This is a genomic window from Pseudomonas sp. S44 (genome assembly GCF_016624805.1).
Classification (GTDB): domain Bacteria; phylum Pseudomonadota; class Gammaproteobacteria; order Pseudomonadales; family Pseudomonadaceae; genus Aquipseudomonas; species Aquipseudomonas machongensis.
On the sequence record NZ_JACVTY010000001.1, the window covers coordinates 491,516 to 510,776 of the forward strand.

Below are 19,261 nucleotides of genomic sequence, written 5' to 3' on the forward strand. Positions count from 1 at the left end.
GGGATCAATGAGGCGTCAGGATGATTTCTTGGCTGGCACCCGTGGCGTGAAACGCCCTTTCTTGCTGCGCTGCAAGTGGGCCGGCTGAAGCTGCTCGGATTCGTCGTGGGTCATGTTGGCAAAACCCAGGTGAAAGGCCGTCTGGCCGCAACGCACCTGGTTATTGATCGGGAATGCGTCGTTCAGGTCTTCGATATAGGACTCGCTCATGCCCTGTCTCCCTCCAAAGGCGTCCGCGTCGGCAAGCAACCTGCTTGCCCAGAGAAACACGGCCCGTAGAAATGAGACTAGTCGGTCATTTGCAGACCACTCGGACGAAAGTCCTTTGCCCGACCAATGGCACCTGGCCGCTATCTAAGGCGCACAGCCGTGCCGGTGGCGAACACCACGACCATTCCGCCCTGTACGGACGGCATGCTGATTTCGAAGTCCACGCCAACCACTGCATCGGCCTGCAAGCGACGTGCCCGCTCCAGCAACTCCTCGGTGGCTTGCTCGCGCGCCTGGCGCAATGCGCTTTCCAGGGTTTGCGAGCGACCGCCGAAGAAGTCGCGCCAACGTGCGAAGAAATCGCGCACGAAGTTGACGCCCTGCACCGATTCGGCGCTGACCACGCCGAGGTACTCGGCGATCGGGCGACCTTCGAGCTGGCTGGTAGTGGAAATGATCATGGGCGCGGCTCCGTGGTTCTGGAAAACCCCAGATCCTAACAGAGCCTTGCACTGAACAGCGCTAGTGCGCGCTGGCAGCTCGCAGGCGCTGGCTCAGGCGAGGCCCGAAGACGTTGATCAGCAGCCCCAGCATCACCAGCAGCGCCCCCCAACCCTGCGCGGCGCTGAGGCGCTCGCCGAGCAGCCAGGCCGAAGAGCTCAGGCCAATCACCGGCACCAGCAGCGAAAATGGCGCGACCTTGCCGGCCGGGTGACGCGACAGCAATGTGCTCCACAGGCTGTAGCCGAGCATGGTGGCGACCAGCGCCAGGTAGAGCAGCGCCAGCACCGAACTCATGCCGATGTTGGCCAACGCATGGCCAATACGCTCCGGCCCCTCCAACCACCACGACAGCGCCAGGAACGGCAGCGGCGGAATCAACCCGCCCCAGATCACCAGGGCCACCAGATCCACCGAGCCGAAGCGACGGGTAATGATATTGCCCATGCCCCACATGGCGCCGGCGCACAGGGTCAACAGCAGCGCCACAAATGGCACATGGCTGCTGTCTTCGCTGCCGATCACCGCAAGGCCGCCGGCCGCCACAAGCAACCCGAGCACACTGGCCGGGCGCAAGCGCTCGCCCAGAAACAGCGCGGCGAAACCCAGGGTGAAGAACGCCTGCGACTGCAGCACCAGCGAAGCCAGACCCGGGGGCATGCCGCTATACATGGCCTGGAACAGGAAGGCGAACTGCCCCAGCGAGATGGTCGCGCCATAGGCAATCAGCCAACGCCAGGGCAGGTTCGGACGCTTGATGAAGAGGATTGCCGGAAAGGCCACCAGCATGAAACGCAAGGCACCGAGCAGCATGGGCGGAAGGCCATCGAGCCCGACCTTGATGACCACGAAGTTGACGCCCCAGGCAATGATCACCACCAGAGCGATCAACAGGTCCTTGACTGGCATTTCGGTGTTCCTTCTCTCAGGCTTTACTAGACATATTTCGTTACAGCATAAGGGTATTCCGTCGACAGCGACCAGCACAGTTGCGGCCCAGGGTTGCGCAACAGTCAGCTGTTTGCGCAAGGGTTGAGCGGTTTTGCAGCGGTCGTCTCGCGGCAAGTCGGAGCGCCTAATCGCTGCTTGTGTCCTGAAAGGTGCCGCGTAGCGGGTCCAGGATCTGTGCAGATACACAGAGTATCGGGGGCTGCTGCGCAGCCCTTTCGCGACATGAGGCCACTCCTGCAGGGCCGATGGCCGTCGAGGGCAGAGACCGAAGTCACTCCGGCAACCGATACCGCTCGGCAAAGTACTGCCGGAAGAACTCCACCGCCACCCGCACTCTGGCCGATCCGGCCAAGGGCGCGGTGTACACCGCCCAGATGTCCGCCGCCTGCTGGTAATCCTCCAGTACCTGTACCAACCGGCCATCGACCAGGTTGTCGTGCACATCCCACCACGAGCGCAGCAGGATTCCGCGCCCATCCAGGCACCACTGGTGCGCCACCTCGCCATGGTTGCTCGACAGCGGCCCGGTCACCCGCACGCTTTCTTCGCCACTGGGCCCCTCCAGGTGCCACAGACCGAATGGATGATCGCGTTCCTTGATCACCAGGCAGTCGTGGCTGGCCAGCTCCGCCAAGGTGCGCGGTGTACCGTGCCGGGCCAGGTAGGCCGGCGCCGCGCAGAGCACCCGGCGATTGCGCGCCAGAGGCTTGGCAATCAGGTGCGGTGCGATGACGTTGCCCACGCGAATGTCCAGGTCGACACCTTCGGCGATCAGGTCCACCAGCCGATCGTGCACGTCCAGACGGATGTCCAGGCGCGGATAGCGCGCCGCCAGCTCCGACAGTGCTGGTGCCACGAAACGTCGCCCCAGCCCCAGGCTGCTGGCGATGCGCAGTTGCCCGGCAGGCTCGCGCTGGCCGGCGTTGAGATCGTCGTCCATGCCCTGAAGCGCATTGAAGATCTGTTGTGCCCACTGATAGACCCGTTCGCCCTCCTCGCTCACCGTCACCCGTCGCGTGGTGCGATGCAGCAGGCGTACGCCCAGGCTTTCTTCGAGTAGCCGAATACGCTTGCTGACGAACGCCGGCGACATGCCGCGCTCGTCCGCCACTGCAGCAAAGCTGGCACGACGGGCCACGTGCAGGAAGATATCGAGGTCGTCGAGATTAGGCAGATTATTCACGATATGTACACTAAGAATAAATGAATGGATGGATTATCTCTGAATAGCCTCCTTATAGCATGAGCCGCATCTGTTCCCACACACGAGATGCACGTCATGACCAAGACCTTCAAAATCGCCGCCATCCCGGGTGACGGCATCGGCAACGAAGTCCTCCCCGAAGGCATCCGCGTGGTCGAGGCCGCGGCACGCAAGCACGGCCTGGACCTGCAATTCGAGTTCTTCGAATGGGCCAGCTGCGACTACTACCTGGCCCACGGCAAGATGATGCCCGATGACTGGTTCGAACAGCTCAAGGGCTTCGATGCGCTGTTCTTCGGTGCCGTCGGCTGGCCAGACAAGGTGCCCGACCACATCTCGCTGTGGGGCTCGCTGCTCAAGTTCCGCCGCGACTTCGATCAGTACGTCAACATCCGCCCGGTGCGCCTGTTCCCCGGCGTGCCCTGCCCACTGGCCAACAAGCAGCCGGGTGATATCGACTTCGTGGTGATCCGCGAGAACACCGAGGGTGAATACTCCTCGCTCGGCGGACGCATGTTCGAAGGCACCGACAACGAATTCGTGCTGCAGGAATCGGTGTTCACCCGCCGCGGCGTCGACCGCATCCTCAAGTACGCGTTCGAAGTCGCCCAGACCCGCGAGCGCAAGCACGTGACCTCGGCGACCAAGTCCAACGGCATGGCCGTGAGCATGCCCTACTGGGACGAGCGCACCGCCGCAATGGCCGCGCACTACCCCGAGATCAGCTGGGACAAGCAGCACATCGACATTCTCTGCGCACGCTTCGTGCTGCAGCCAGAACGTTTCGACGTGGTGGTGGCCTCCAACCTGTTCGGCGACATCCTCTCCGACCTGGGCCCGGCGTGCGCTGGCACCATCGGCATCGCGCCCTCGGCCAACCTCAATCCCGAACGCAAGTTCCCATCGCTGTTCGAGCCGGTGCATGGGTCGGCGCCAGACATCTACGGCAAGAACATCGCCAACCCGATCGCGATGATCTGGTCCGGCGCGCTGATGCTAGAGTTCCTCGGCAAGGACGGCGACGACGCGCGCTATCAGGCCGCTCACGACGACATCCTCAAGGCCATCGAGACCGTGATCGCCAACGGCGGCACCACCCGCGACATGGGCGGCAGCCGTTCGACCCAAGAGGTCGGCAAGGCCATCGCCGAACTGCTCGACGCCTGACCAGCAGTATGGATATCCGTGAGAGCGGCGGGTCGCCGCTCTCATAGGGATAGAGCGGGCTTCGCGCGCTCACCGGAACTGCACCAGCCTCGCTTTGACCACATCGCCACAAAACCCGCCATCAGGATTGTCCGACGATCCTCTTGCGGCCCTCGACAAATCCATGCACACTTTCCGTTAACCAATGGATTTGTGTTAATCAATGGTTAACAGAATAAAAAAGCCTCACCGATACGGACTTCCTCAACGCCTGACTCCTACTACAAGAAAAGCTCCAGGAGACAATTGATGTCCCCCTATAACAAAAAGATCGACGTGTTCCTGATTGCCATGAGCCTGCTTGCTGTACTGCTCACCGTGATCGGCCTCGCAGCCTTCCCTGTTCAGGCAGAAGGCATGGCCAACCAGCTGTTCGAACTGTCCACCCGTACCTTCGGCACCAGCGTCCAGGTGCTGGTGTTCGCCAGCACCCTCGCGGTGCTGTACATCGCCTTCAGCAAGTACGGCAACATCCGCCTGGGCAGTGGCAAACCCGAATATGCCACCACCACCTGGGTGTTCATGTTCATCTGCGCTGGCATGGGGTCCTCGACCCTGTACTGGGGCGTGATGGAATGGGCCTACTACTACCAGACACCCGGCCTGAACATCGCACCGATGTCCGCCCAGGCCCTGGAATACAGCGTCAGCTACTCGTTCTTCCACTGGGGCATCAGCGCCTGGTCGATCTACGCCTTGGCATCGCTGGCCCTGGCCTACCACTTCCACGTACGCAAGAAGACCGGCCTGAACCTGGCCTCGATCATCGAAGCGGTGACCGGCTTCAAGGCCACCGGCCCCGTTGGCCGCGCAGTGGACCTGATCTTCCTGCTGACCATGATGGGCGCGCTGACCGTGTCGCTGGCATTGACCGCCTCGACCCTGACCCGCGGCCTGTCGGACCTGGCCGGCACCCCCAACACTTTCACCGTGCAACTGCTGGTGATCGGCGCGGTGGCGCTGCTGTTCTCGCTCAGTTCCTACATCGGTATCGATGGCGGCCTGCAGCGCCTGTCGAAGATGGTCTGCATCGGCGCCCTGGTGTTCGCCGGCGTGGTGCTGCTGGTCGGCCCGACCCAGTTCACCATCAACAACACAGCCAACGCCGTCGGCCTGATGTTCCAGCACTACGTGCACATGAGCCTGTTCACCGACCCGGCCGGCGACGGCGCCTTCACCCGCAACTGGACAGTGTTCTATTGGCTGTGGTGGGTATCCTATGCCCCAGGCGTTGCCATGTTCGTCGCCCGTGTATCGCGCGGCCGGCAGATCAAGGAAGTGGTGTTCGCCCTGCTGATGGGCGGCAGCTTCGGTTGCTGGTTCTTCTTCGGCGCGCTGGAAAGCTACAGCATGCACCAGTTCATCAACGGTCAGATCGACGTGCCGAAGATGCTCAGTGAACTGGGCGGCGAAGCGGCGGTAACCGACCTGCTGCTGGCGTTGCCGTGGGGCACGCTGTTCCTGGCGGCGTACCTGTTCATCATGGCCGTGTTCTGTGCCTCGCACATGGACGCCGCCGCTTACGCCGTAGCCGCCACCAGCACACGCAACCTGCGCGAAGGCGACGACCCGAGCCCGACCCTGCGCCTGTTCTGGTGCGTGGTGCTGACCCTGGTACCGCTGGCCATGCTGTTCGCCAAGGCCTCGCTGTCGACCATGAAGACCGCTGTGGTCCTGACCGCGATACCGTTCATGGTGATCCTGCTGGTGAAGATCTACGGATTCTTCAAATGGCTTGCCGCGGACTACGGCGACATGCCGGCCTACCGCATCGAGGAAGAAGCGGCGCGCCTGGCCGGTGAGCAAGCGCCCGCGAAAGCACCGCGCAGCGCGGCGACGGTTCACTGATCGGCGGTGAGCATGTGGTGAGTGGGCGGGCCTCTTCGCGGGCAAGCCCGCTCCTACGAGGATGCTCGACACGGGATCGAAAATTTTTTTGCCCTGCTTGTTAACTGACAGATACGCGTTAACCCAAAATAAAACCGAGAGACAGCCATGAACGATTTCAAACGCCTGCCCGCCGACTTCTGCACCAACCCTGAAGAGGCCTACACCATCCCGGCCAACTTCTATACCAAGGCCTCGGTGTTCGAGCACGAGAAGGAAGCCATCTTTGCCCGCAGCTGGATCTGCGTCGGCCACGGTAGCGAGGTTGCCGAGAAGAATGCCTACATCACGCGCGAAGTGATCGGCGAAAGCATCATCGTCGTGCGTGGCCGCGACGATGTGCTGCGTGCCTTCTACAACGTCTGCCCGCACCGCGGCCACCAGTTGCTCGAAGGCAGCGGCAAGGCCAAGAACGTCATCACCTGCCCCTACCACGCCTGGACCTTCAAGCTCGACGGCGAACTGGCCCACGCGCGCAACTGCGAGAACGTGGTCAACTTCGACAAGCAGAACTCCACCCTGGTGCAGCTGCGCGTTGAAGAGTACGCAGGCTTCATCTTCATCAACATGGACAACGATGCAGGCTCCGTCGAAGACCAGCTTCCAGGCCTGCAGCAGCGCATGCGCGCGGCCTGCCCGGTGATCGACGACCTGCACCTGGCGGCGCGCTTCGTCAGCGACACCCCGGCCAACTGGAAATCCATCGTCGACAACTACCTGGAGTGCTACCACTGCGCCCCGGCCCATCCTGGTTTCTCCGCGTCGGTCGACGTCGGCCAGTACAGCCATAGCCTGCACGGCAACTGGACCCTGCAGTACGGGGTGGCGACACCTTCGGAGCAGTCGTTCACATTCGACGAATCGGTGAAGGATCCGTCCTTCGCCGGCTTCTGGGCCTGGCCGTGCACCATGTTCAACGTGCCGCCAGGGGCCGACTTCATGACCGTGATCTACGAGTTCCCGGTCGATGCCGAAACCACCCTGCAACACTACGACATCTACTTCCTCAACAAGGACATCAGCGAAGAGCAGCAAAAACTCATCGACTGGTACCGCGAAGTGTTCCGCCCAGAAGACTTGCGCCTGGTGGAAAGCGTGCAGAAGGGCCTGAAGTCGCGCGGCTACCGTGGCCAGGGCCGGATCATGGTCGACCAGCAGCGCAGCGGTGTCAGCGAGCACGGTATTGCCCACTTCCACAACCTGATCGCCGTCGCCCACCTGGACGACTGATTTCCCTGAAGTTCGTCCCGCGCCAGGGCCTGGCGCGGGGCTTTGCTGTCGAGGTACGCCATGGCCAAGCAATACGAGATGTTCAAGGTAAAGGTCACCGGCGTGGAGCAAGCCACCCCGCTGATCAAGCGCTTCACCCTGGCCCGCGCCGACGGCGCCGCCCTGCCGGCCTTCACCGGTGGCAGCCACGTCATCGTGCAGATGCAAGGTGCCGACGGGCGCCAGTTCAGCAATGCCTACTCACTGATGAGCGACCCGCGCGAACTGTCCAGCTACCAGATCGGCGTGCGCCTCGAGGAGCAGTCCAAGGGCGGCTCGGCGTTCATGCATCACCAGGTGGAGGTGGGCAGCGAGCTGACCATCTCCAGCCCCAACAACCTGTTCGCCCTGGAGCCGGAGGCCGGTCGCCATGTGTTGATCGCCGGCGGCATCGGCATTACCCCGTTCCTGGCGCAGCTGCACGAACTCGAAGGCGGCGCGACGCCCTATGAATTGCACTACGCCTTCCGCGCCCCCGAGCACGGCGCCTTCCAGGCCGACCTGGAAAATGGCCCGCATGCGCACAGCACACGGTTCTACATCGACAGCCTCGAGCGCGAGCTTGACCTGGCCGCCCTCTGCGCCAACCTGCCCGATGATGCGCACCTTTATGTCTGCGGCCCCAAGCCGCTGATCGACGCAGTGATCGCCAGTGCCGCAGCAGCCGGGATCGCCGAGTCACGCGTGCACTGGGAGCAGTTCGCCGCTGCCGCCCCTGCCGCCGGCAGCGCTTTCACCGTGGTGCTGGCGCGCTCGGGCACCGAACTTGAAGTCGAGCAAGGCATGACCATCCTCCAGGCCATCGAGAAGTCCAAGGCGGCCAAGGTCGAGTGCCTGTGCCGCGAAGGTGTGTGCGGCACCTGCGAGACGGCCATCCTCGAAGGCGAAGCCGAACATTTCGACCAGTACCTGAGCGATGAGGAAAAAGCCTCGCAGCAGACCATGATGCTGTGCGTGTCGCGCGCGCGCAGCGCACGGCTGGTGCTGGACCTGTAAGGCACGCCACCCGGCAGCTCGGCACCGCGGCCTCGCCCGCGGTGCAGTACCATGTAGACGTCCTTCCAGCGTCGACATGCCCATGACCCATCCCGCCAGCTTCCCGGATACCCCCCACGTCTGCCACGACCTGCCGCGTCGAGTGTTGTTCCTCGCCTACCCGCAAATGGGCCTGCTTGACCTGACGGGCGCACAGACCGTGTTCTGGGCGGCGAGCAAGGCCCGCAACGAACGAGGGCTGCCAGGCTATGAAGTGCGTACGGCAAGTCTTGGCGGTGGGCTGATCACCACAGCCGAGGGCCTGGCGGTGGCCAGCGAATGCCTGCAAGTCCTGCTCGACCAGGCCCTGGACACGCTGGTGGTGCCCGGAGCACCGCAGATGATCGGGCTGCTGCCTGACCAGGGCGAGTTGATCGAAGCCCTGCGACACGCCAGCCACAAGGCACGACGCACGGCATCGGTGTGCAGCGGCACCTTCCTGCTTGCCGCGGCCGGTTTACTGCAGGGGCGTCGTGCCGCCACCCACTGGGCGATGTGCGACGACCTGCAGCGGCTGTTCCCTGAGGTGCAGGTCGATGCCGAGTCGATCTTCGTCGAACAGGAGCATTTGTGGACCTCGGCCGGCGTCAGCGCCGGCATCGACCTGGCACTGGCCCTGGTCGAGGCCGACTGTGGCCGGGAGGTCGCCATGCAGGTGGCACGGGAACTGGTGGTGTTCCTCAAGCGGCCCGGCGGCCAGACCCAGTTCAGCCAACTGCTCAAGGTCCAGGGTGAAGACAGCGCAGCCTTCGAAGCCTTGCACCTATGGATCAACGACAACCTGGGCGACCCGCGCCTGAGCGTGGAGCGCTTGGCGGACCAGGCGAACATGAGCCTGCGCAACTTCACCCGGGTGTACAAGCAAAAGACCGGTCGCACCCCCGCCAAGACCCTCGAGCTGTTTCGCGTGGAAGCCGCGCGCCGCCTGCTGGAGACCTCCGCGCAGCGTATCGAGCAGATCGCCCGCCTGTGCGGCTTCGGTAACGAAGAACGCCTGCGCCTGGCTTTTCAGCGTCACCTGCAGGTCAGCCCACGCGATTATCGCGCCCGTTTTGCCCGTAGCGTGCCACTGGCCGAAATCCAGGGATCTTTGACCTAGGGCCGCCCCGGCAGCGCACGTAGCATCGCCGTGACAGATCGAGCCTTGCGGCTACGCCTGTCGGGCCACGGCCGTGCGACGCCAGCAAGCCTCATCATCGACTTCGGCCAGTCAGGCGAACCGCACTGCGCCGCCAACCGTTCGAGCGACCCTTCCTGCGTCATCGCATGCCGTGCCCGTTACCGACAACACCCATAATTTGCGGTATCCGGAATTTTCCAGGAGCACAACGATGAAACAGATCCTGATCCTCGGCGCAGGCTTCGCCGGCCTCTGGAGCGCCCTGGGCGCTGCGCGCCAGCTCGACCTGCACGCACGCGACGACGTCCAGATCACGGTGCTCGCACCACAGGCCGAGCTGCACATCCGCCCACGCTTCTACGAGCCTGACGTTCACCAGATGGCTGCCCCGTTGCAGGCGCTGTTCGACGCAGTAAACGTGCGCTTCGTACAAGGTACGGCCCACCACATCGACGAAGCAGGCCAGCGCGTCGGCTATCGCAGCGCAGATGGCAGCGAGGCGACCCTGGCCTACGACCGGCTGATCATGGCGTGCGGCAGCATCCTCAATCGTCCGGCGCTTGCGGGCATCGAGCGAGTCTTCGATGTCGACAAGATCGACAGCGCCACACGCCTGGAAGAGCATCTCAAGTCGTTGCCTACCCAACCCGATACACCGGCACGCAATACCGTGGTGGTTGCCGGCGGAGGCTTTACCGGTATCGAGACCGCCACTGAACTCCCCGCACGGCTGCGCAAGATCCTCGGCGACCAGGCCAAGCATCGCGTGGTGGTGGTCGATCGCGGTGCACGAATCGGTGCGGCGCTGGGCGACGGCATCAGCCCGGCGATCGTCCAGGCATCGCAAGCGCTGGGCGTGGAGTGGATCTGCGGCGCGTCAGTGGCCGCAGTGGACGCCGCCGGCGTCACGCTGGACAACGGGCAGCGCATCGATGCAAATACCGTGATCTGGACCGTCGGCTTCCTGGCCAACCCGCTCACCGCACAGGTCAGCGGCGAGCGCGACCGGCAAGGGCGCCTGCATGTGGATGGCACCCTCAAGGTCAAGGGCAACGCGGCGGTCTACGCGGCGGGTGACGTGGCCTATGCCGCGTGCGACGAGATGGGCAACTTTGCGGTGATGTCGTGCCAGCACGCCATTCCGCTGGGCCGCTATGCCGGCAACAACGCTGCTGCCGAGCTGATCGGCGTGGCGCCGATGACCTACAGCCAGCCCAAGTACGTGACCTGCCTGGACCTCGGTGCCTGGGGTGCGGTGTACACCGAAGGCTGGGACCGCAAGGTCAGCCCGCCGGAGGACAAGCACGAGGCCAAGGCGCTCAAGAGCCAGATCAACAGCATCTGGATCTACCCGCCTGCGGCCGATCGCAAGGCGGCCCTCGCCGCAGCCGACCCCTTGATCCCCGTGGCCTGATGCAGACCGCTGCGCGTCTGCAAGCCCCTGGCAGACGCGCAGCGGTTATAACCCCTGCGCAATACTTCACTTCCCTTGACCACTTCTCCTGCCCTAGTCTTGGCCAATCGCACCCTGATCGCATCAGGCGATCGCAATGGGATCGAAGACCATCAGGAGATTTCATCGGATGAGCAACAGCCCCTACGTCCCACCGAAGGTCTGGAAGAACGACGCCGCAGCCGGCGGCCAGTTCGCCAGCATCAACCGCCCGATCGCCGGCCCCACCCACGACAAGGTCCTGCCCGTCGGCAAGCATCCCCTGCAACTCTATTCGCTGGCCACGCCCAACGGCGTCAAGGTCACGGTCCTGCTCGAAGAGCTGCTGGCCCTGGGGCACAGCGGCGCTGAATACGACGCCTGGCTGATCCGCATTGGTGATGGCGACCAGTTCTCCAGCGGCTTCGTCGAGGTCAATCCGAACTCCAAGATACCGGCCCTGCTCGACCGCAGCGTCGAGCCGCCGGTGCGGGTGTTCGAGTCCGGTTCGATCCTGCTGCACCTGGCGGAAAAGTTCGGTGCCTTCCTGCCGAAAGACTCAGCCGCCCGCGTCGAAAGCCTGAACTGGCTGTTCTGGCAGATGGGCTCGGCGCCTTACCTGGGCGGTGGTTTCGGCCACTTCTACGTGTATGCGCCGGAAAAGATCGAGTACGCCATCAACCGCTTCACCATGGAAGCCAAGCGTCAGCTCGACGTGCTCGAGCGACGCCTGGCGGTGAGCCGTTACCTGGGTGGCGACGAGTACAGCATCGCCGACATCGCCGTATGGCCGTGGTACGGGCAGTTGGTGCGCGGCAACCTGTACGGCGCGGCCGAATTCCTGGCGGTGGACGAATATCCGCACGTGCAGCGCTGGGCCGAAGAAATCGCCCAGCGCCCGGCCGTGCAGCGCGGCACCCGGGTCAACCGCACCTGGGGTGACGAGCAAAGCCAGGTGCCGGAGCGACACTCGGCGGCAGACTTGCAGTAACGGCTCTACCCGCGAACACCGGCCATCGTGATGGCCTTTTCGCGGGTGAACCCGCTCCCACAGGTACGCGTCAACGCACCAGGTGCAGGAAGTGCAGGTGCCGTTCGAAGTGATCGAGAATGTCGCCGATCACTTCGTCCTTCGACCAGCCCATCACATCGTGGTCCTGCCCGCCCTCACGCAAGTGCACTTCGGCACGGAAGTACTTGCGCTCCTCCCCGGCGGCATCGCTCAGGACGAAGCTGGGCATGGCATAGGCGCGTGGGCGAATCTCGTAGACGAACACCTCATCGCTCGGCCCGACCTTGAGCGTCACTCGGCCAGCCTCGCCTTCCTCGACACTGCATTCATAACCCTGGCGACGCCACTCCTCGGCCACCGATTGGCAGGCCGGCAGCGCTACGTCAGCGATGAAGCGCTGCACATGTGAACGGCGCGGGAACATCGCCAGGGTGCGCAGACGTCGCTGCCAGTTGCCCGCAGCACGCGAAGCCGTCGGCGAGATAGCCAGCGCCTGGTAGCGCAGGTCACGCTTGGTGGCGTCGAGTTTGAGCGCCTTGAGCAGCCCGCGCATGCTCAGCAGCAACGCCAGGGTAAACGGCAGCGCACTGGCGATGGTCGCGGTCTGCAGCGCCTTGAGGCCGTCGGCCAGCAGCAATGCGATGGCGACGATGCCCATGCTTGAGGCCCAGAAGATCCTCTGGCGGATCGGTGTGCCCTCCTTGCCGCCGGAGGCCAGCATGTCCACCACCATCGCGCCGGTATCGGCCGAGGTGACGAAGAACACCACCACCATGACCACCGCCAGGGTGCTGATGATGCTGGCGAAGGGGAAATGCTCGAGGAAGGCGAACAGTGCAAGCGACGTATCCTGCTCCACCGCCGCGGCCAGGTCGGTCAACCCCTCGTCAAGGATCATGTGGATCGCTGTGTTGCCGAACACCGTCATCCACAGCAGGGTGAACGCAGTCGGCACCAGCAGCACGCCGGTCACGAATTCACGGATGGTGCGCCCGCGCGAGATGCGCGCGATGAACAGCCCGACAAAGGGCGACCAGGCCAGCCACCAGCCCCAGTAGAACAGGGTCCAGCCACCGATCCAGTCGGTCGGCTGATAGGCGTATAGGTTGAGCGTGCGACTGACGATCTCGCTCAGGTAGCCACCCGTGTTCTGTACGAAGGTCTGCAGGATCAGCACGGTCGGCCCCAGCAGCATCACCATCAGCAACAGCAGCACCGCCAGGCCCAGATTGAGCTCGGACAACCGCCGAATGCCCTTGTCCAGCCCGGACATCACCGACAGCGTGGCCAGGAACGTGGTACCGATGATCAGCGCGATCTGCACCGGAATGGATACCGGCACACCAAACAGGGCATTGAGCCCGGTGTTGATCTGCGACACGCCAAAGCCCAGCGAAGTGGCGACGCCGAACACCGTGCCGATGATTGCAAAGATGTCGACCGCGTGCCCCAGTGGCCCGTGGATACGCTCGCCGATCAGCGGGTAGAGTGCCGAACGCAGGGTCAGCGGCAAGCCATGGCGATAGCTGAAATAGGCCAGGATCAGTGCGACGATGGCGTAGATCGCCCAGGCATGCAGCCCCCAGTGGAAGAAGGTGATACGCATTGCCTCGCCCGCCGCCAGCACCGTGCCGCCCTCACCCAGCGGTGGCTTGAGGAAGTGCATCACAGGCTCCGCGACACCGAAGAACATCAGGCCGATGCCCATGCCTGCGGAGAACAGCATGGCGAACCAGGTGGCATTGTTGTAATCGGGGGTGCTGTGGTCGGGGCCGAGCTTGATATCGCCGTAGCGACTGATACCCAGAAACACCACAGTGCCGAGAATCAGCGCCACACCGAGAATGTAGAACCAGCTGACATTGACGATGATCCAGCCCTGGATATGGGCGAACAACGCCTGTGCATGGGCCTGGAACACGCTGGCGTACAGCACCAGAATCAGCAGCAGGACCGCGGAAATCCAGAAAACCGGTGGGTTGATGGTGGGCTTGCGAGGTTGCTCGGGCGGACTTGCCATGTACGGGTAATCTCCATCAGGGCGCTTCATGCGCACGGTTAGCTACGACAAACGGTAGACGCTGATGGTTTTGCCCGTCGTGACATATCGGATGTTTCTGAATTTTTCAAAGCGCACCCTCCTGAGCACACGCCTTCCTGCCCGCACATGCCGTGCTGCAAACAGGTTTTTCCCTGGTGCAAACCTGCGCCCGCGCAGGGCTTCTTGTACACTCGCCTGCATAAAATCCACCTGTACATTTTGGTGACAGCATGATCGAGGTAACCGAGGTTTCCATTGCCGAGCTGCGCAACGCGCTCGAGTCCGGCCGCACGACGGCGGTCGAACTGGTCAAGGCCTACCTGGCCCGTATCGACGCCTACGATGGAGCCGACACCGCCACCGCGCTGAACGCCGTCGTGGTGCGCAACCCCGAAGCGCTCAAGGAGGCCGAGGCCTCCGACGCCCGCCGCGCCGCCGGCACCACGCTTGGCCCGCTGGACGGCATCCCCTACACCGCCAAGGACAGCTACCTGGTCAAGGGCCTGACCGCCGCCTCCGGCAGCCCGGCATTCGAGCATCTGGTCGCCCAGCGCGACGCGTTCACCGTTGAGCGCCTGCGCGCCGCAGGGGCGATCTGCCTGGGCAAGACCAACATGCCGCCCATGGCCAACGGCGGCATGCAACGCGGCGTCTACGGCCGCGCCGAAAGCCCGTACAACGCGGCCTACCTCACCGCCCCTTTCGCCTCTGGCTCCTCCAACGGCGCCGGTACCGCCACGGCGGCCAGCTACAGCGCCTTCGGCCTGTCCGAGGAAACCTGGTCGAGCGGTCGCGGGCCGGCGTCGAACAACGGCCTGTGCGCCTACACCCCGTCGCGTGGGGTGATCTCGGTGCGCGGCAACTGGCCGCTCACGCCAACCATGGATGTGGTCGTGCCTTACGCACGGACCATGGCCGATCTGCTGGAAATCCTCGACGTGGTGGTGGCCGACGACGCCGATACCCGTGGCGACCTGTGGCGCATGCAACCCTGGGTGCCGATCCCGGCAGCCTCGAGCGTGCGCCCCGCCAGTTACCTCGACCTGGCCGTCGGTGCCGGCGCGCTCAAAGGCAAGCGCTTTGCCGTACCCCGCATGTACATCAATGCCGACGCCGAGGCCGGCACTTCGGAAAAACCCGGCATTGGTGGCCCGACTGGCCAGCGCATCAACACCCGCGCCAGCGTCATCGACCTCTGGGAGCAGGCCCGCAACGCGCTGGAGGCGGCAGGCGCCGAAGTGGTCGAAACCGACTTCCCGTTGGTCTCCAACTGCGAGGGTGATCGTCCGGGTGCGCCGACCGTGTACAACCGCGGTATCGTCAGCAAGGAATTCCTGCACGACGAGCTGTGGGAACTGTCCGGCTGGGCTTTCGACGATTTCCTGCGCGCCAACAACGACCCCAAGCTGAACCGCCTGGCTGACGTCGACGGGCCGAAGATCTTCCCTCACGATCCGGGCACCCTGCCCAACCGCGAAGACGACCTGGCGGCCGGCATGGACGAATACGTCAACATGGCCAAGCGTGGCCTCAAGTCCTGGGACCAGATCGCTACCGTCCCGGACGGCCTGCGCGGCCTGGAGCAAACGCGCAAGATGGACCTGGAAGACTGGATGGACGAGCACAAGCTGGACGCGGTGCTGTTCCCCACCGTCGCCGATGTCGGCCCGGCTGATGCCGATATCAACCCAGCCTCGGCAGACATCGCCTGGAGCAACGGGATCTGGGTCGCCAATGGCAACCTGGCAATCCGTCATCTGGGTGTGCCGACAGTGACCGTGCCGATGGGCGTGATGGCCGACATCGGCATGCCAGTAGGCCTGACCTTCGCTGGCCGGGCCTATGACGACAATGCCTTGCTGCGCTTTGCTGCAGGTTTCGAAGCCACCGGCTCGCGCCGGGTGATTCCACCGCGCACTCCACCACTGAGCTAAAGTTCGAGCGCAATCCACACTCGCCAGATTCAACTATTTGTGTAAAATTCAACACAATTAAGAATCTGGCGATTTCCCATGCCCACACTTCCCCTTCAGCAAGAACGCCAGCTCACCCTCACCGTCCTCAAGGCTGCGCTCCAGGCCTTGGGCAGCGTTGCGCCGCGCAACCTGGAAATCCTCCTGCACGACCTCGACAATCCCGAGCACTCGGTGATCGCCATCGTCAACGGCCATCTTTCGGGCCGTCGAGTGGGCAGCCCGATCCTGGCCGCACCGGAACAGGACCAAGGCTTCAAGGCACTGATGCACGCCGGCCGTACTCAGGACGGCTGCGAGCCGGTGGTGCTGCCGGACTACCCCACAACCCTCAAGGGGCGCACGCTGCGCAGCGCCACGGCAATCTTTCGCGACAGCGGCGGCCACCCGTTCGCCAGCCTGTGTGTGAACACCGACATTACCGGCCTTGATGCCGCCATGACCTTTCTTCAGCACTTTCAGCCACTCGGCGCCCTCGCGGACACACACACGCCCCGTGAGGCGGCCGACATGACGCTGCTGATGAGCGAGATCATCCAGGACTCGCTGCAGCGCTCGGGCCGAGGGCGGATGAACAAGCAAGCCAAGGTCGAGGCCGTACGAGTGATGCAGGAGCGCGGCCTGTTCATCGTCAAAGGTGGCGTGGAGAAGGCTGCCGACGCCCTGGGCGTGACCCGCTACACCATCTACAACTACCTGGAGCAGCTGCGCGGCGACGCCACGCCGGCTGCCCGCGAACGCTGAATGCGGAGCCCGCCATGACCTTGCATATCCAGACCCCTTTGATCGAATCCCGCCCGCTGTCACTGGCCGCCGGCCGTACCCTGTGGCTCAAGCTCGAGGCACTGCAGCCCTCTGGCTCTTTCAAGCTGCGCGGCGTAGGCCATGCCTGCGAAGTGCACCATGCACGTGGCGCCCGGCACTTCGTGTCGTCTTCCGGAGGCAACGCCGGCCTCGCCGTGGCCTATGCCGGGCGCAAGCTCGGCGTGCCGGTAACCGTGGTGGTGCCGGAAACCACCAGCACGCGCGCCATCGAACTGCTGAAACTCGAAGACGCCCAGGTCGTGGTCAAAGGCAGCTCGTGGCAAGAAGCCAACCAGCATGCGCAAGGCTTGCTGGGCGCGGGTGATGCGTTCATCCACCCGTTCGACGACCCGCTGCTGTGGACCGGACATGCCAGCATGATCGACGAAGTCGCCCAGGCTGGGCTCAAACCCGATGCAGTGGTGTTGTCGGTAGGGGGCGGCGGACTGCTCAGCGGCGTGGTCGAGGGGCTCAAGCGCAATGGCTGGCACGACGTGCCAGTGCTGGCGGTGGAAACCGAAGGTGCCGCATCACTGCACGCTGCCATCGCTGGGGGCCATCCGGTGGAACTGCCGGCCATCACTTCGGTGGCCACCTCGCTGGGCGCCAAGCGTGTGGCGGACCAGGCGCTGGCCTGCGCACAAAACCATCCACTGCACAGCGAGCGAGTAACCGACCATGCGGCGCTCCAGGCCTGCGAGCGCTTTCTGCACGATCACCGGATACTGGTAGAACCTGCTTGCGGCGCAGCGCTGGCCTTGGCCTACGCACCCGAGCGCCTGGCGCAGTACAACAACGTGCTGATGATCGTCTGCGGTGGCGCGACTGCCACGCTGGAGCAGATTCGCGACTGGCTTGCAGCCTAGCGGCCAGTGCTCGCGAAACAAGGCCACTCCTGCAAGAACTGCAGGAGTGGCCGTTTCTTCAGGCGTGGTTGATATCCCGGTCCTTGGTCTCAGGCAGGAAGAAGATACCCAGAACCGCGGTCATCACCGCGATGACGATCGGGTACCACAACCCGTAGTAGATATCCCCCGTGGCCGCCACCATGGCAAAGGCCACCGTCGGCAGGAAACCGCCGAACCAGCCATTACCGATGTGGTAAGGCAGCGACATCGATGTGTAGCGGATACGCGCCGGGAACAGCTCCACCAACCAGGCAGCGATGGGGCCGTAGACCATGGTCACGTAGATCACCAGAAGCGTCAGCAGCAGCAACACCATCGGGTAGTGGATCTTCGCCGGGTCAGCCTTTTCGGGGTAGCCGGCCTCCTTCAGCGCGCCGGTCAGGGTCGCGGTGAACGCATCGCCCTGGGCCTTGAGCTCGGCCGCCGCCAACCCTGTGCCCTCGAAGCTTGCAATGACCCGTTCACCGATACGCACCTGCGCCACACTGCCGGGCTGTGCACGTTCGTTTTCATAGGGAATGGCGCGCTTGGCCAGCAGGCTCTTGGCGATATCGCAGGAACTGGTAAATTTGGCCTTGCCCACCGGATCGAACTGGAACGAGCACTGCGCCGGGTCGGCCACCACCACGACGGGATTCTGCTCCTGGGCGACGAACACGTCCGGGTTGCCGTACTCAGTCAGGCCCTTGAAGATCGGGAAATAGGTGAGCGCGGCAATGATGCAGCCCGCCATGATGATCTTCTTGCGCCCGATGCGATCGGACAGGCTGCCGAACAGGATGAAGAACGGCGTGCCGATCAACAGCGAACCTGCAATCAGCAAGTTGGCGGTCTGGGGGTCGATCTTCAGGGTCTGCAACAGGAAGAACAGCGCGTAGAACTGCCCGGTGTACCACACCACGGCCTGGCCGGCAGTGCCGCCGAGCAGCGACATGATCACCACCTTGAGGTTATCCCAACGCGCGAAGGATTCGGTCAGCGGCGCCTTGGACGCCTTGCCCTCGGCCTTCATTTTCAGGAACACCGGCGACTCGTTGAGCTGCATGCGGATGTACACCGAAATCACCAGCAGCAGGATCGAGATCAGGAACGGAATCCGCCAGCCCCAGGCTTCGAACGCTTCGGTGCCCATCACCGTACGGCAGGTCAGGATCACCAGCAGCGACAGGAACAGGCCCAAGGTGGCGGTGGTCTGGATCCACGACGTGAAAAAGCCACGCTTGCCGGGCGGTGCGTGCTCGGCCACGTAGGTCGCTGCGCCACCGTACTCGCCGCCCAGCGCCAAGCCTTGCAACAGCCGCAGGGAGATGAGAATGATCGGCGCCGCCACGCCGATGCTGGCGTAGCTGGGCAATATGCCGACCACGGCAGTGGACAGGCCCATGATGATGATGGTGATGAGGAAGGTGTGCTTGCGCCCGATCATGTCGCCGAGTCGGCCGAACACGACGGCCCCGAACGGCCGCACGGCAAAGCCTGCAGCAAACGCCAGCAAGGCGAAGATGAACGAGGTGGTTTCGTTGACGCCGGCGAAGAAGTGCTTGGCGATGATCGCCGCTAGCGAGCCGTAAAGGTAGAAGTCGTACCACTCGAACACGGTGCCCAGGGATGAAGCGAAGATGACCTTGCGCTCCTCCCGACTGATGCCGCGTTGGGGCGCACTGCCCGTCGATGTGCTGTCGATTGCCGCCATGGGTTGCCTCCGTCT

General features: G+C 63.8%; 16 protein-coding genes. 10 read left to right on the forward strand and 6 right to left on the reverse strand.

What is annotated here, in order from left to right; translation table 11 throughout:
- Nucleotides 1–15: 15 nt before the first annotated feature.
- From IAE40_RS02105 to IAE40_RS02120, 4 genes are all read right to left on the reverse strand, one after another.
- Nucleotides 16–210, reverse strand: coding sequence for a hypothetical protein (locus tag IAE40_RS02105; protein WP_153774645.1), 195 nt, complete (start codon nucleotides 208–210; stop codon nucleotides 16–18).
- A 140-nt stretch (nucleotides 211–350) separates the two neighbouring features.
- Nucleotides 351–671, reverse strand: coding sequence for a YbjQ family protein (locus IAE40_RS02110; RefSeq protein ID WP_063544738.1), 321 nt, complete (start codon nucleotides 669–671; stop codon nucleotides 351–353).
- A 61-nt stretch (nucleotides 672–732) separates the two neighbouring features.
- Nucleotides 733–1,620: an EamA family transporter gene (locus tag IAE40_RS02115; RefSeq protein ID WP_153774646.1), complete on the reverse strand. Its 888-nt coding sequence runs from the start codon at nucleotides 1,618–1,620 to the stop codon at nucleotides 733–735.
- A gap of 313 nt (nucleotides 1,621–1,933) precedes the next feature.
- Nucleotides 1,934–2,845 (reverse strand): LysR substrate-binding domain-containing protein, encoded by a 912-nt coding sequence (locus IAE40_RS02120; RefSeq protein WP_197889611.1) that lies wholly within the window; start codon nucleotides 2,843–2,845, stop codon nucleotides 1,934–1,936.
- A 96-nt stretch (nucleotides 2,846–2,941) separates the two neighbouring features.
- On the opposite strand from IAE40_RS02120, the gene IAE40_RS02125 reads away from it, so the two are divergent.
- The 7 genes from IAE40_RS02125 to yghU all read left to right on the forward strand — a co-directional run bounded on the left by IAE40_RS02125 (nucleotide 2,942) and on the right by yghU (nucleotide 11,806).
- On the forward strand, nucleotides 2,942–4,033 hold the full coding sequence (locus IAE40_RS02125) for a tartrate dehydrogenase (RefSeq protein WP_200602544.1): 1,092 nt from the start codon (nucleotides 2,942–2,944) through the stop codon (nucleotides 4,031–4,033).
- 288 nt (nucleotides 4,034–4,321) lie between these two features.
- Complete coding sequence (locus tag IAE40_RS02130; protein WP_325167258.1) at nucleotides 4,322–5,920, forward strand: BCCT family transporter; 1,599 nt, start codon at nucleotides 4,322–4,324, stop codon at nucleotides 5,918–5,920.
- A 147-nt stretch (nucleotides 5,921–6,067) separates the two neighbouring features.
- A complete protein-coding gene (locus tag IAE40_RS02135) occupies nucleotides 6,068–7,189 on the forward strand; it encodes an aromatic ring-hydroxylating oxygenase subunit alpha (RefSeq protein WP_153774649.1) in 1,122 nt (373 codons plus the stop codon).
- Between the two features lie 60 nt (nucleotides 7,190–7,249).
- A complete protein-coding gene (locus tag IAE40_RS02140) occupies nucleotides 7,250–8,224 on the forward strand; it encodes a PDR/VanB family oxidoreductase (protein WP_200602546.1) in 975 nt (324 codons plus the stop codon).
- A gap of 82 nt (nucleotides 8,225–8,306) precedes the next feature.
- On the forward strand, nucleotides 8,307–9,362 hold the full coding sequence (locus IAE40_RS02145; protein ID WP_153774650.1) for a GlxA family transcriptional regulator: 1,056 nt from the start codon (nucleotides 8,307–8,309) through the stop codon (nucleotides 9,360–9,362).
- A 232-nt stretch (nucleotides 9,363–9,594) separates the two neighbouring features.
- Nucleotides 9,595–10,797 carry an NAD(P)/FAD-dependent oxidoreductase gene (locus IAE40_RS02150; RefSeq protein ID WP_153774651.1) on the forward strand — a complete coding sequence of 401 codons (1,203 nt, stop codon included), beginning with the start codon at nucleotides 9,595–9,597 and terminating at the stop codon, nucleotides 10,795–10,797.
- Between the two features lie 169 nt (nucleotides 10,798–10,966).
- Nucleotides 10,967–11,806, forward strand: coding sequence for a glutathione-dependent disulfide-bond oxidoreductase (gene yghU, locus IAE40_RS02155; protein WP_200602547.1), 840 nt, complete (start codon nucleotides 10,967–10,969; stop codon nucleotides 11,804–11,806).
- A gap of 70 nt (nucleotides 11,807–11,876) precedes the next feature.
- On the opposite strand, the gene IAE40_RS02160 is transcribed toward yghU, so the two are convergent.
- Nucleotides 11,877–13,847 (reverse strand): BCCT family transporter, encoded by a 1,971-nt coding sequence (locus tag IAE40_RS02160; protein ID WP_054893763.1) that lies wholly within the window; start codon nucleotides 13,845–13,847, stop codon nucleotides 11,877–11,879.
- 251 nt (nucleotides 13,848–14,098) lie between these two features.
- Between IAE40_RS02160 and IAE40_RS02165 the strand changes: the two genes are divergently transcribed.
- The 3 genes from IAE40_RS02165 to IAE40_RS02175 all read left to right on the forward strand — a co-directional run bounded on the left by IAE40_RS02165 (nucleotide 14,099) and on the right by IAE40_RS02175 (nucleotide 17,511).
- A complete protein-coding gene (locus tag IAE40_RS02165) occupies nucleotides 14,099–15,802 on the forward strand; it encodes an amidase (protein WP_200602548.1) in 1,704 nt (567 codons plus the stop codon).
- 78 nt (nucleotides 15,803–15,880) lie between these two features.
- Nucleotides 15,881–16,585 carry a helix-turn-helix transcriptional regulator gene (locus IAE40_RS02170; RefSeq protein ID WP_200602549.1) on the forward strand — a complete coding sequence of 235 codons (705 nt, stop codon included), beginning with the start codon at nucleotides 15,881–15,883 and terminating at the stop codon, nucleotides 16,583–16,585.
- A gap of 14 nt (nucleotides 16,586–16,599) precedes the next feature.
- Nucleotides 16,600–17,511, forward strand: a complete 912-nt coding sequence (locus tag IAE40_RS02175) for a pyridoxal-phosphate dependent enzyme (RefSeq protein ID WP_153774655.1) — start codon at nucleotides 16,600–16,602, stop codon at nucleotides 17,509–17,511.
- A 58-nt stretch (nucleotides 17,512–17,569) separates the two neighbouring features.
- Here IAE40_RS02175 and IAE40_RS02180 read toward each other — a convergent pair whose 3' ends face one another.
- The gene (locus tag IAE40_RS02180; RefSeq protein WP_197889603.1) at nucleotides 17,570–19,246 is read right to left on the reverse strand and encodes an MFS transporter; all 1,677 of its coding nucleotides are present in this window, start codon (nucleotides 19,244–19,246) and stop codon (nucleotides 17,570–17,572) included.
- Nucleotides 19,247–19,261 lie beyond the last annotated feature (15 nt).